The sequence below is a fragment of the Brevundimonas sp. UBA7534 genome, assembly GCF_002479325.1.
Lineage (GTDB): Bacteria > Pseudomonadota > Alphaproteobacteria > Caulobacterales > Caulobacteraceae > Brevundimonas.
The window spans coordinates 13,900-26,181 of record NZ_DLMO01000155.1 but is presented as its reverse complement, the minus strand read 5'-3'; the positions used below and the strand labels follow the sequence as shown (position 1 = coordinate 26,181).

The window sequence follows — 12,282 nt, the reverse complement described above, 5'->3', positions numbered from 1 at the left end:
CCCGGCGCTCCGCCCAGCCCTCCTTCTGAACGCCCCGGCTCCGTCGCGGCGCGCGTCGTCGCGCGCACATTGTTCTTGCTTTGTTCTTTTTATGTGGCATCCTTCCCTCATGGAAGCCGCGAAGGGAAGAGGCGCGCGTTCGAATGCGACCGGCCGTTACGAAAGCGACAGACGCGAGACGTTCGACGACGGCTGGACCGGCGACGACGCCGAGGTCCAGCCGCTGCGCACCATCCTCACGCCCGAGCACGCGCGCACCATCATCGCCCGGAACGATAGTCCGGACATCGGTTTCGACCGCTCCATCAACCCCTACAAGGGCTGCGAACATGGCTGCATCTACTGCTACGCCCGTCCGTCCCATGCCTGGATGGGCCTATCCCCGGGCCTGGATTTCGAGAGCCGGATCTTCTTCAAGCCCGAGGCGGCAGGTCTGCTGGAACAGAGCTTCCTCGCCCCCCGATACCGCTGCAAACGCATCCACATAGGCGGAAACACCGATCCCTATCAGCCGGTCGAGCGGACGCTGAACTCCACCCGTTCGATCCTGGAGGTGATGCAGCGATTCAATCACCCCTTCAGCATCATCACCAAGTCGGTGCTGATCGCGCGCGACGCTGACATCCTGGGCCCGATGGGAAAGGCCGGACTGGCCTCCGCATTCGTCTCTATCACCACCCTGGACCGCAAGTTGGCTCGGGCGATGGAGCCGCGCGCCTCCACACCCGCCAAGCGACTGGAAGCCATCCGCCGCCTGGCCGACGCGGGCTGCCCGGTCGGCGTCGGCTTCGCCCCGGTCATTCCCGGCCTCAACGACCATGAACTGGAGGCCGTGCTGGAAGCGGCGGCCAAGGCCGGGGCGACCACGGCCATGTACGTCACCCTGCGCCTGCCGCTGGAGATCAAGGATCTGTTTCGCGAATGGCTGGCCGACGCCCGCCCGGACCGGGCCGCCCGCGTCATGTCCCTGGTCCGCCAGACGCGCGGCGGACGCGACTACGATCCCGACTGGTCCCAGCGCATGAAGGGGACCGGTCCCGTCGCCGAACTGATCGGCGCCCGCTTCAAGGCGGCGATCAAGCGCTACGGTCTGGACGGCCCGCGCACGCCGCTGGACGAGACCCGCTTCCGTGTCCCCGCCGACGCCCGACCGCAACTGGACCTGTTCGACCTGCCGAGCGCTCAGCCGGACAAGGTCGCCTAATCGGCCGCGGCGTCGGGATCGATCGCGTTCGTCACCAGGTCGCGCCAGGTCGGGTCGCTGGCGTCCACCAGGTCGACATCGTCCATCAGCGCCACCGCGCCGCCGCCGTCCGGCAGGATCAGGCCCAGCACCTCCATCGGCTCGCCCTCGGCGTTCAGGTGGCTTTCGGCCTGGACCACCACGACGGCCTGTTCGCCGTCCTCGTCCCACCAGATCGCCGGCTGCGGCAGGTCCATCCGGATCGAGCGCGGATCGTCGGTGTCGGCCAGGGCGAAGACCGCGCGCCGCGCCTGCACGTCGTCCAGCGTCGCCACCGCTCCGACGAAGGGCGTCAGCCGCGTCCAGTCCTCGGCGTCGAATCCGCCGCCGTCCTCTTCGAAGGCCTCGTCGTCCATCGTTCCTACCGCCTGAAAACCGCGACCAGTTCGACATGGGCCGACCAGAGGAATTGGTCGACCGGCGTGACCCGCTCCAGCCTGAAGCCGGCGTCGATCAGAACCCGGGCGTCCCGGGCGAAGGTCTGCGGATTGCACGACACCCCCACGACCACCGCCGCCTTGGTCGCGGCGATCTGCGCCGTCTGCTCCACGGCGCCGGCGCGGGGCGGATCGAACACGACGGCGTCGCAGCCCTTCAGGTCGAACGGGGTCAACGGCCGACGGAACAGGTCGCGCGCCTCGGCCGTGATCGCCTTCATGCCCTTGGCCGACCTCACGCCCGCCTTCAGCGCCTCGATCCCCGCCTTCGAGGCGTCGGCTGCGATCACCGGCGCGACGGTCGCCAGCGGAAAGGTGAACGTCCCCGCGCCGCAGAACAGGTCGGCGATCTTCTTGGCGCCCCGCACCGCCTGAACGGCGCGCGACACCATGGCCGCCTCGGCCTCCGGCACGGCCTGCAGGAAACCGCCCGCCGGCAGGGAGACCGTCGCCGGTCCGAACGCGACCTGCGGCTGGCGCGCCATGACCAGGGTCTCTCCCGCCAGACTCAGCCGCGCCAGATCGACCCGCCCCGCCGCCGCGATCGCCTTCATCTGGGCGTCGCGCGACAGGCCGCCGAAACGCCGCTCCACGCCCGTGACGTCCACGTCCAGCCCGGTCAGCGTCCAGGTCACGTGCAGCGTCGGCGCCGACTTGGCATGCTCCAGCAGAGGCTCCGCCAACGCCGCCAGCGCCGGGATCGCCCGCACGATCCGGGGATCGGCGACCGGACATTCCCGCACCTCGACCAGCCGCCAGGAGCGGCGCGCCTTGAACCCCAGGATCGCCCGCCCGTCCGCTCCCCGTCGAGCGTGCAGCGCCAGGCGGCGGCGCGTTCCGGCCGGGACCGCCACGGTCGGCTCGACCTCCGTCTCGATCTGCTCTCGCGCCAGAGCCAGACGAACCTGCTGGCGCTTCCACTCCAGATACGGTCCGTGCGCCCAATGCTGCAGCGAACAGCCGCCGCAATCGCCATACTGGGGCGAGATCGGAGGGATCCGGTCCGGGCTGGCCTCGACGACGTCGACTCTCTCCGCCCGCCCCTCGACCACCTGCGCGCGCACCGTCTCGCCCGGCAGGGTCAGCGGCGCAAAGACCGGCCCGGACGGGGTGTCGGCGATCCCGTCGCCCTGCCCGCCAACGCGGTCGATCCTCAAGGTCTGCATCGCGCGCTTCTAGCCGCCCGCACCCCGTCGGCTCAAGCCGGCGGCGGCCCAAGATGAACGAAGATGAACGGCGCGCTCAACGCCCGTTCACCTCACAGGCGTTAAGCCTATGAAACGGACGCGGCGTGGTTAACGTTACGCCGTTGGCTAAACAGGTTTCAGGAGCCCCGCCATGTCCAAACGTCTCTCCGCCCGCGTCTCGCTGGCCGCCCTGGCGGTCGGGGCAGCGGCCCTCCTCCCCGCCGCCGCCTCGGCGCAGGGCTATTACTACGACCGTCGCGGCGATGATCCGCGTTGCGAGCAGTATCGTGACGGCCGCACCGGCGCCGGCGCCCTGATCGGCGGCACGGTCGGCGCGGTGGCGGGGTCCCAACTGGCCGCGCGGGGTCGCCGCACCGAAGGCAGCATCCTGGGCGGCGTGCTCGGCGCTGTCGTCGGCGGAGCGGCGGGTCGGTCCAGCGGCAGCGACTATTGCCGCGGATATGTGCGCGACGACCGCTATGACGACCGCCGCTACGAAGACCGTTACGCCGACCGCTACGATGGGCGGTACGACGGACGATACGACGACCGCTATCGCGGCGACTATTACCGCGACGACCGATATGATCGCCGAGACCGCTACTACGGTGGCGGCTACTACAACCAAGGCGGATATTATCGGCCGCAGGGTTACAGCTACGGCTATTCCACCAGCTATGCCTACACGCAGCCGACCTACAGCTACGGCTACGGCTATCGTCCCACGGTCGGCTACTATCCGCCGCGCAACAACCCCTATTATCCGCCGGTCTACACCTACAGCTATTCCTACGGATATTGAGGACCAGAGATCGCGCCACCGGTTCTTTTCAGCCCCCCTGTCGATCGGTGTCGTGACGGGAGCCGCCGAGGGAGCAATCCCCCGGCGGTTTCTCTTTGCGCGAAGCGTCAGTGGGCCGGGCGACGCGCCCACAGCAGGAACTCGACATTGCCGTCGCCGCCGGTGATCGGGCTTTCGGCGGTCGCCTGAACCGACCAGCCGGCGTCCTCCAGCCAGTCGCGCACCCGCTGAACGGCGGCGGCGTGGGCGGCGGGGTCCTTGACCACGCCCTTCTTGCCGACCGCCTTGGGGCCTTCCGCCTCGAACTGCGGCTTGACCAGGGTGATCAGGTCGGCGCCGGGCGCCGCCAGGGCCAGGGCGGCGGGCAGGACCTTGGACAGGCTGATGAAACTGGCGTCGCACACGATCAGGGACGGCGCGTCCGGGATCAGGGCGGGCGTCAGGTCGCGGGCGTCCGTCCGCTCCAGAGTCACGACGCGAGGATCAGCCGCCACGCGGGGGTGCATCTGGCCGAAGCCCACGTCGACGGCGAAGACGCGGACCGCGCCCCGGTCCAGCAGCACCTCGGTGAAGCCGCCGGTGGAGGCGCCGACATCCAGCGCCGTGCGACCGCCGACCGCGACGGGCCACAGGGTCAGGGCGTGATCCAGCTTCAGGGCGCCCCGCCCGACCCAGCGGTGGGCGGCCTCGGCCTCGATCACGGCGTCGTCCGCGACCTGTTCGGACGGCTTGGCCACGGTGCGCCCGTCGGCCCTGACGCGTCCCGCCTCAATGGCCGCGCGGGCGCGGGCCCGGGTGTCGAACAGCCCGCGCGCGACGAGGAGCTGGTCGATTCGGACCTTCACTACCGCTCATCCCGGCGAAAGCCGGGACCCAGTTCTTTCGCCTGGATGAGCGGAACGGAAATCATCTGATCTCGCTCAACCGCGCCAGGGCGGCCTGGAGCTTGGCCTTGCCGGCCTCGGCGGCGGCCAGCTTCTCGCGCTGCTCCTCGACCACCTCGGGCGCGGCGCGGGCGACGAAGTTGGGATTACCCAACTTTTTGTTTACATGGCCGATGTCGCTGTCGAAGGCCGCGATCTCCTTTTCCAGACGAGCGCGCTCGGCGGTCAGGTCGATGATCCCGGCCAGCGACAGGGCGGCCGTGGCGCCGCCGGAGACGAAGGTCACCGCCCCTTCCGGCGCGGTCGCGGCGGAGGCGATCTCAGACACGCGCGCCAGGGTCAGAATCAGGTCGCGGTGGCGGGCCATCAACCCTTCCGTCGTCGCATCGGGCGCAACGAAGGTCAGGCGAGGCTTGGCCGATGGCGGCACATTCATCTCGCTGCGCAGGCCCCGGACCTCGCCCACCAGATCGACCAGCCAGCCGATCTCGGCCTCGGCCTCCGCATCGACGAAGCTGTCGGGCAGAACCGGCCATTGCGCGCCGATCAGCAGGCTGTCGCGCGCCGGACCGTCCTTGCCCAGTTCGGCCCACAGTTCCTCGGTGATGTAGGGCATGACCGGGTGCAGCAGCTTCAGGATCTGATCCAGGGTCCAGGCGGTCATGGCGCGGGTCTCGGCCTTCGCCGCTTCGTCAGACCCGCTGAAGACCGGCTTGGCCAGTTCCAGATACCAGTCGCAGAAAACGTTCCAGATGAAGCGATAGAGAGCCCCCGCCGCATCGTCGAAACGGCCGCCCTCGATGGCGCCCGACACGGCGCGCTCGGCCTTGGTCAGCTCGCCCCGGATCCAGCGGTTGATCGCCTGATCGACCGTCGCCGGATCGAAGCCCTCGACGCGCCGGGCCTCGTTCATCTGGCTGAAACGGGCGGCGTTCCACAGCTTGGTGCCGAAGTTGCGATAGCCCTCGATCCGCTGCTTCGACAGCTTGATGTCGCGCGTGCCCGACAGGATGGCCATGGTGAAGCGCAAGGGGTCGGCGCCCAGCTCGTCGATGATCTCCAGGGGGTCGATGACGTTGCCCTTGGACTTCGACATCTTCTGGCCCTTCTCGTCGCGGACCAGGCCGTTGATGATGACCCGCTTGAACGGCGCGACGCCGTCCATGAAGTGCAGGCCCATCATCATCATCCGGGCGACCCAGAAGAAGATGATGTCCGCCGCCGTGACCAGATCGCTGGTCGGATAGAACCGCTCCAGATCCTCGGTCTTCTCGGGCCAGCCCATGGTCGAGAACGGCCACAGGGCCGAGGAGAACCAGGTGTCGAGGACGTCTTCATCCTGGGTCAGGGCGACCTCGGAATCATAGTCCGCCATCGCCTGTTCGCGGGCGTCTTCTTCCGTCTCGGCAACGTAGATTTCGCCGTTCGGGCCGTACCAGGCCGGGATGCGGTGCCCCCACCACAGCTGGCGCGAAATGCACCACGGCTCGATGTGGTTCAGCCACTCGAAGTAAATCTTGGAATAGCTGGCCGGTTCGAAGACCGTGTCCCCCTGCTCCACCGCCCTCAGCGCGGGCTGGGCCAGGACCTTGGCGTCGACGTACCACTGGTCCGTCAGCCACGGCTCGATGACCACGCCGGAACGGTCGCCGTGCGGGACGACGTGTTTGGTCTTCTCGATTTCGCGCAGCCAGCCCTCTTCCTCGGCGCGGGCGACGATGGCCTTGCGCGCGGCGAAGCGGTCAAGGCCGACATATTCGGCCGGCACGTCGGGCGTGTCGGCGGCGGTGATGCGGCCAAAGGCGTCCAGGATGTTCAGCGCTTCAAGGCCCGCGCGCTTGCCCACGCCGAAGTCATTGAAATCATGCGCCGGCGTGATCTTCACCGCGCCCGAGCCCTTGGTCGGGTCGGCATAGTCGTCGGCGACGATGGGAATGCGGCGCCCGGTGATCGGCAGGGTCACGAACTTGCCGACCAGACCGGCATAGCGTTGGTCGCCAGGATGAACCGCCACGCCGGTGTCGCCCAGCATGGTCTCGGGCCGGGTGGTGGCCACCACGATGTAGTCGCGCGTCTCCCATTCCGTGGCCTTGCCGTCCTCGTCGAAGGCGACCGGATGTTCATAGGTCACGCCGTCGGCCAGCGGATAGGCGAAGTGCCAATAGGCGCCGTCGACCTCCTTCTGCTCGACCTCCAGGTCCGAGATGGCGGTCTGGAAATGCGGATCCCAGTTCACCAGCCGCTTGTCGCGATAGATCAGGCCCTCGCGATGCAGCTGGACGAAGACCTTGCGGACGGCGGCGTTCAGACCCTCGTCCAGGGTGAACCGCTCGCGCGACCAGTCGCACGACGCGCCCAGACGACGCAGCTGGCGCACGATGGTCCCGCCGCTCTCGGCCTTCCAGTCCCACACCTTCTCGATGAAGGCGTCGCGGCCCAGATCGCGGCGGCCGGCGTTCCCTTCGGCCGCCAGCTTGCGCTCCACCACCATCTGGGTGGCGATGCCGGCGTGGTCCGTGCCCGGCAGCCATAGGACGGCCTGGCCCTTCATCCGGTGATAGCGGGCCAGGATGTCCTGAAGCGTGTTGTTCAGCGCATGGCCGATGTGCAGGCTGCCCGTCACATTCGGCGGCGGGATGACGATCGAATAGGCGCCGGCCGCCGTGTCTTGGCGCGGCGCGAACAGGCCGCTCTCCTCCCACTGGGCGTAGAGACGCGGTTCGGCGGCCTGGGGTTCGAAGGTCTTCTCAAGCATCTTGGCTCTTTGTTTTTTTCGCTCTGGGGGCGCTGCGTCAGGGCGGATCGAATGCGAAAGGGCGGCCCCGCTGGAGCCGCCCTCGAAATAGTCTCGGATGAGGCGAAGGGCTAGCCGGCGCTGCGGGCGATGCGTTCGACTTCCTTGCGTACCTCGGCCTCGACGATGGCTGGCAGGTTGGCGTCCAGCCAGTCCTTCAGCATGGGGCGCAGCATTTCGGCGACCATCGCCTCGACGGTGTTGCCGCTGACGAAGGGGATGGCGTTCGACCCGGACGACGGCGCCGGTTCCGGCTTCTTGAACGAGGCGTGCAGACCGGCGAAGGCCGAGGCCGCGCTGGCGGCGGCGCTTTCGCCTACCAGGGCGTCATAGGACGGAGCGGTGGCTGGCTCCGGGGCCGGCGACTGGGCGACGGGCGTTTGCTCGACCGGCGGCGTGTAAACGGGCTCTTCGGCCGCCTCCGAGACGTCGAGATCGCCGATGCTCTCGGCCGGCGCCTCGTAACGATCGGTCAGTTCCAGAACATCGTCGTCCGCCGCGGCCTCCTCGGCGACCGGCTCGGCCGCGGAAGCGGCGACCGGCGCGGACTCGGCGGGCGCTTCCGGTTGCGGTTCGGGGGCCGGATCAGCGGCGGTCTCGGCTTCCGGCGTGGCGGGGGTGTCGGCCGGCGCCTCGTCCTCGGAGATGATCCGGCGGATCGACGCCAGGATTTCCTCCATCGTCGGTTCCTGGGGGGACTGGTCGGTCATGAGGCACCCTTGCGCGAAGCCTGGCAAGACTCGCCGCGCCCGGCTTCAGGGCCGCTCGCCGCGAACGATTCGACGCCGGATGAGGTTCTTCCGACTCCGTATGGATTGTCGTCGCATCAACGCCCGTCGGAATCAACGGGCGTTTTGGCGAAGCGGCGCCGGAAGCGACCTCAGTCGCGCGGCGCCGTCTGGACCACCTCGCCCTTCAGCTGACGATCGACGGGCGCGTCGGCGGCGTCCACGGCGGCCACGATGGGCGGAGAGGCCACGCGGTCCAGCGTCTCGACCAAGCCGTCCCACGGCAAGCCGCCCCGATGCTGGACGCGATCGAAGTTGGCGGCCGGATCATAGGTTTCGAGGGTCGGGTTGAGGGTCGGCCCCTCCAGGCCGCCCATCGCCGCCAGCAGGGAGGCGCGCGCGACGTATTCGGCCGCGCGGGCGTTGGCCAGGGCGGTTTGCGCCGAGCGCAGCGTCACTTCCTGGTTCAGCACGTCCAGGGTGGTGCGCAGGCCCACCTGCGCCTCCTGCCGAACGCCCTCGGCCGCCACGCCCGCGGCGCGGACGGCCTCCTCGCCCGCCGCGACGTTCGAGCGGGTCGACAGAACCTGAGCGAAGGCGGAGCTGACGTCCTGCAGCGCGGCGCGTCGCTGGCCCTCGACCGAAATCTGGGCGGCGTTGGCTTGTTCCAGGGCTTGGGCCACGCGCGAGCGATTCAGGCCGCCCGTGAACAGCGGCACGGACAGGGTCGCCCCGGCGGTGAAGGTGCGGCGGTCCGCCAGTTCGTCCAGATTGCCCAGATCGGTCGCGGAGCCGCCGTAGGAGGCGGTGGCGCGCACCGACGGCATATATTCGGCGCGGGCGGCGGCGACGGCGGCCTCGGCGGCCTGTTGATTATAGACGGCGGACAGAACGCCGGGGTTGGCGGCCAGGGCCGTCTCCAGCGCCACGTCGAAGTCGGCGGGAATCTCGGGCAGGGTCGGCGCGGCCTCCAGGTCGGCCGGCGCCTGGCCCACAACGGCGGCGTAGGCGGCGCGGGTCGTCGACAGCTGCGCCTGGGCGCTGGCCAGATCGGCTTCGGATTGGGCCAGGGACGCCTCCGCCTGAGCGACGTCGGTGCGCGTCACCTCTCCCACTTCGAACCGTGCGCTGGTCTCTTCCAGCTGGCGCTGCAGGACGGTCAGGTTTTCCTGGCGGATGCGCAGGATTTCCATGTCGCGGGTGACGTTCACATAGGCCTGGATCACCGACAGCATGACCTGCTGCTCGATGTCGCGCAGGTTCTCGCGACCCGCCAGGACGCCGGCGCGGGCCTGGTCGATGGCGCGGGCGGTGCGGCCCCCGGTCCACAGATTCTGCGACAGGCTGACGCCGACGTTGGCGCCGTCGGTCTCCGACGAGGAGGTGGTCACCTGTGTGTCGGGGATTCCGTCGCCGTTGGTGTCCACGAACTGGGTGACGGCCGGAAAGTCGCTGCGCGTATAGTCGACCCCGGCGGAGGCGCTCAGCGTCGGGCGCAGGCCGGAACGGGCCTGGACCACCGTCTCGTCCAAGGCGCGCTGGTTGGCGCGCTGGGCCAGCAGGCTGGGGTTGGTCTGATACGCCAGGGCGATGGCGTCCTGCAGGGTCTCGGCCCACGCCGGCGCGGCCAGACCGGTCACGAGGGCGACCACAGCGGCCGAAGCCAGCGCACGAGAGCGATTCAGCATTGTTCGTCCTTCGCTGACGCCCCCCGGGGACGTCGAATGTTCTCCAGCGTAACTGCGGCTTGAACCGACCACACGCCAGTTAAGTTTTTTTCACGCTCGACCGCCCGACCCCGTCGGAGACGCAAATCCTAGAGCGCGAAGGTGGGCGCCGGCGTCAGCGCCGCAAGCATGGCGGGCGCGGAATCGAACAGCTCGCGACGGGACAGGCCTTCCCGCCCCTTCACGTAAAGAGCGGCCTTGCCCACGGCGTTGCGCCGTTCGACCACCACCATCCGGCCGCCAGGACGCAGCGCCGCGCCCCAGCTCTGGGGAGCGGAGACGACCGCGCCTTCGCACACGATCAGATCCCAGTTATCGCCGACCGGCTGGTCCAGCGGCGAGACCGCCGTTTCGACGCCCTCGGCCGCCAGGGCCGCGCCGACCACGTCGAAGACGGCTTGATCCGCTTCCTGCGCCGTCACCTTCAGCCCCATGCGCGCCAGCACGGCGGCCGCATAGGGCGCCGCGATGGCCAGGGCGCGCTCGCCTTCGCGGGCTTCGGCGGCCTGCAGCAGCTTGGACACGTCGCGGGCGGGCATCAGCCTGCGCTGTCCGGCGATCTCCACCGCTCCATCGGCATAGGCGGCGAAGGCCCGGTCCGGGGCGCAGAAGGCCTCGCGCGGAACCGTCAGCATCGCGGCGTGGATGTGGCGGTCGGTGACGTCGTTCACGCGGACCTGCGAATCGACCATGGCCTTGCGCGCGGCGGTGAAATCCATCTTGGCAGCCTTTGACATTAAGTTCCGGGAGGAATTCTGCGGCGCTTATAGGTCCGTGCGTTGCAGCGGACAATCCGATCTGATAGCGAACGCCCCTCGCGATGACCGCCCCCTGTTTCGACGGGGTCTCGGCGGCCTGATGGCGGAGTGGTGACGCAGAGGACTGCAAATCCTTGCACCCGGGTTCGATTCCCGGTCAGGCCTCCATCGCAAGCATCAAGAAGGGCGCGGCCGTCGGGTCGCGCCCTTTGATTTTAGGCCCGTCCCTCATCCTGACAACGCCGGACTAGTCAGGTGGTGCAGCGCCACCGCGCTGGTCGCCGCCACGTTCAAGGAATCGAAGCCGCCCGCCATCGGTATGGCCACTGGCCGGCAGCGCGCGATCGCCGAGGCGGGCAATCCTGGCCCTTCGGTTCCCAGAAGCACGGCCACGGGGCCCCGGCGCCGGAAGCCGGCCAGGGTCTGGCCCGCTGACGGCGTGAAGGCCAGGACTTCGACGCCGGCGGCCTGAAGCCGGTCGATGATGGTCTCCAGCGGTTCGCCGGTCGTCATCGGCGTGCGTAGCACGGCCCCGACCGAGACGCGGATGGCCTTGCGGTAGAAGGGATCGCAGCAGCGGTCGTCCAGAAGCACCGCCCGCGCCCCGAACGCGGCGGCGTTCCGAAACAGCCCGCCCATATTGTCGTGATTGCCGATCCCCGCCGCCACGACGAAGACGTCTCCGTCCGCGACGCGCGACGTCGCCGCCTCAGGCCGGCCGCCGTCGGGCTTCTCACCCAGCGCCAGTATCCCTCGATGCAGCGGAAAGCCGGCTATACGGTCCAGCACAAGCTGGCTGGCGGAATAGACGGGGGCGCCGTCCGGCCAGCCGGCGATCAGGTCCGCCAGCGCGCCGACCCGCTTGTCCGCCACGAGCAAGGCGCGCGGACGGCACCGCGACGCGGACGAGGCCAGCACACGCACCACCACCTCCCCTTCGGCGATGAAGAGGCCCTGCCGGCCGGTCAGATCCCGTTCCCTGATATCGCGAAAGGCGGCGACGCGCGGATCGTCGGGGTCTGTGATGGAGATCGAATGATTTTGCACATTTTCCCCGTTGCACGACTCGAAGGCCCGCTGCTATAGGCCCGCCTCCCGAGCATGTTCCGCGGTAGCTCAGTGGTAGAGCAGCCGACTGTTAATCGGCTGGTCGTAGGTTCGAATCCTACCCGCGGAGCCACTCGGTTTCCTCCATTTGACGGTGTCTTGCCCCACACGTTCCGGCGTCAACGCTGTTTTGAACGTCGGAGAGCGGCGGGCGTGAATCCGGCGATGATTTTTCGCGCATGGCGCCGACGCCGTATCGCGACACGACAAACCGCCGCCGACCAATTCTTTCCGCTTCGTCATTTGACGCTGGACCGTTGGGCGTCGAAGGTGCGCCGCCGATGCGATGACTCGCACCGTATTCAGGCTGGCCAAGCGCGGCCAAGCATCCTCGGGGGAGACCAGTTTTGGACAGACGTCGATTTCTCGCCGCTTGCGGCATCGGGGCCGGGGGCGCCCTGTTGCCCGGCTTCGTCGGGCGCGCCATCGCGGCCGAACAGCTGGTCGAAACCGTCGACGTGGCGGTCAAGAAGCGTCTGGCCGACGCCGGCCTGAGCGCGGCGACGAACGCGGGCGCCAGCTACTGCGACGTCCGCGTCGGCCGCTATCTGCGCCAGTTCATCATCACACGGGAAGCGAACGTCCAGAACGTGGTCAACACCGAGTCGATGGGCG

10 protein-coding genes, 2 tRNA genes and 1 pseudogene are annotated in these 12,282 nt (G+C 68.8%); 5 read left to right on the top strand and 8 right to left on the bottom strand.

Features of this window, described 5'->3' with window-relative positions; translation table 11 throughout:
• Window positions 1-109 precede the first annotated feature (109 nt).
• Complete coding sequence (locus B2U11_RS12800) at window positions 110-1,204, top strand: PA0069 family radical SAM protein (RefSeq protein WP_292072214.1); 1,095 nt, start codon at window positions 110-112, stop codon at window positions 1,202-1,204.
• Here the strand turns inward: B2U11_RS12800 and B2U11_RS12795 are convergent.
• Window positions 1,201-1,599, bottom strand: a complete 399-nt coding sequence (locus B2U11_RS12795; RefSeq protein WP_292072213.1) for a hypothetical protein — start codon at window positions 1,597-1,599, stop codon at window positions 1,201-1,203. The genes B2U11_RS12800 and B2U11_RS12795 overlap by 4 nt on opposite strands.
• Before the next feature lie 5 nt (window positions 1,600-1,604).
• Entirely contained in the window at window positions 1,605-2,846 is a 1,242-nt protein-coding gene (locus B2U11_RS12790) for a class I SAM-dependent RNA methyltransferase (protein ID WP_292072211.1), read from the bottom strand.
• 172 nt (window positions 2,847-3,018) lie between these two features.
• Between B2U11_RS12790 and B2U11_RS12785 the strand changes: the two genes are divergently transcribed.
• Window positions 3,019-3,669: a glycine zipper 2TM domain-containing protein gene (locus B2U11_RS12785; protein WP_292072209.1), complete on the top strand. Its 651-nt coding sequence runs from the start codon at window positions 3,019-3,021 to the stop codon at window positions 3,667-3,669.
• A gap of 107 nt (window positions 3,670-3,776) precedes the next feature.
• Here B2U11_RS12785 and B2U11_RS12780 read toward each other — a convergent pair whose 3' ends face one another.
• From B2U11_RS12780 to B2U11_RS12760, 5 genes are all read right to left on the bottom strand, one after another.
• Window positions 3,777-4,514, bottom strand: coding sequence for a TlyA family RNA methyltransferase (locus B2U11_RS12780; protein ID WP_292072208.1), 738 nt, complete (start codon window positions 4,512-4,514; stop codon window positions 3,777-3,779).
• A gap of 61 nt (window positions 4,515-4,575) precedes the next feature.
• The gene (locus B2U11_RS12775) at window positions 4,576-7,308 is read right to left on the bottom strand and encodes a valine--tRNA ligase (RefSeq protein WP_292072206.1); all 2,733 of its coding nucleotides are present in this window, start codon (window positions 7,306-7,308) and stop codon (window positions 4,576-4,578) included.
• A 110-nt stretch (window positions 7,309-7,418) separates the two neighbouring features.
• The gene (locus B2U11_RS12770) at window positions 7,419-8,057 is read right to left on the bottom strand and encodes a DUF2497 domain-containing protein (protein ID WP_292072203.1); all 639 of its coding nucleotides are present in this window, start codon (window positions 8,055-8,057) and stop codon (window positions 7,419-7,421) included.
• A gap of 170 nt (window positions 8,058-8,227) precedes the next feature.
• Entirely contained in the window at window positions 8,228-9,763 is a 1,536-nt protein-coding gene (locus B2U11_RS12765; protein ID WP_292072201.1) for a TolC family outer membrane protein, read from the bottom strand.
• A gap of 128 nt (window positions 9,764-9,891) precedes the next feature.
• Window positions 9,892-10,521: a protein-L-isoaspartate O-methyltransferase family protein gene (locus tag B2U11_RS12760; protein ID WP_292072199.1), complete on the bottom strand. Its 630-nt coding sequence runs from the start codon at window positions 10,519-10,521 to the stop codon at window positions 9,892-9,894.
• A 133-nt stretch (window positions 10,522-10,654) separates the two neighbouring features.
• Between B2U11_RS12760 and B2U11_RS12755 the strand changes: the two genes are divergently transcribed.
• A tRNA-Cys gene (locus B2U11_RS12755) sits at window positions 10,655-10,728 on the top strand.
• Window positions 10,729-10,788: 60 nt separating this feature from the next.
• Here B2U11_RS12755 and B2U11_RS12750 read toward each other — a convergent pair.
• Window positions 10,789-11,607: a TrmH family RNA methyltransferase gene (locus B2U11_RS12750; RefSeq protein WP_292072198.1), complete on the bottom strand. Its 819-nt coding sequence runs from the start codon at window positions 11,605-11,607 to the stop codon at window positions 10,789-10,791.
• A gap of 58 nt (window positions 11,608-11,665) precedes the next feature.
• Here B2U11_RS12750 and B2U11_RS12745 point away from each other — a divergent pair.
• Together B2U11_RS12745 and B2U11_RS12740 are read left to right on the top strand one after the other, a co-directional pair.
• Window positions 11,666-11,740, top strand: a tRNA-Asn gene (locus B2U11_RS12745).
• A gap of 274 nt (window positions 11,741-12,014) precedes the next feature.
• Window positions 12,015-12,282, top strand: a pseudogene (locus B2U11_RS12740) (TldD/PmbA family protein); the annotation flags it as partial.

Excerpts from the sequence above, each read along its gene's own strand:
- B2U11_RS12785 (WP_292072209.1), top strand. The coding sequence starts at position 3,019 with ATGTCCAAACGTCTCTCCGCCCGCGTCTCGCTGGCCGCCCTGGCGGTC.
- B2U11_RS12765 (WP_292072201.1), bottom strand. The coding sequence starts at position 9,763 with ATGCTGAATCGCTCTCGTGCGCTGGCTTCGGCCGCTGTGGTCGCCCTC.
- B2U11_RS12760 (WP_292072199.1), bottom strand. The coding sequence starts at position 10,521 with ATGGATTTCACCGCCGCGCGCAAGGCCATGGTCGATTCGCAGGTCCGC.
- B2U11_RS12790 (WP_292072211.1), bottom strand. The coding sequence starts at position 2,846 with ATGCAGACCTTGAGGATCGACCGCGTTGGCGGGCAGGGCGACGGGATC.
- B2U11_RS12770 (WP_292072203.1), bottom strand. The coding sequence starts at position 8,057 with ATGACCGACCAGTCCCCCCAGGAACCGACGATGGAGGAAATCCTGGCG.
- B2U11_RS12775 (WP_292072206.1), bottom strand. The coding sequence starts at position 7,308 with ATGCTTGAGAAGACCTTCGAACCCCAGGCCGCCGAACCGCGTCTCTAC.
- B2U11_RS12795 (WP_292072213.1), bottom strand. The coding sequence starts at position 1,599 with ATGGACGACGAGGCCTTCGAAGAGGACGGCGGCGGATTCGACGCCGAG.
- B2U11_RS12800 (WP_292072214.1), top strand. The coding sequence starts at position 110 with ATGGAAGCCGCGAAGGGAAGAGGCGCGCGTTCGAATGCGACCGGCCGT.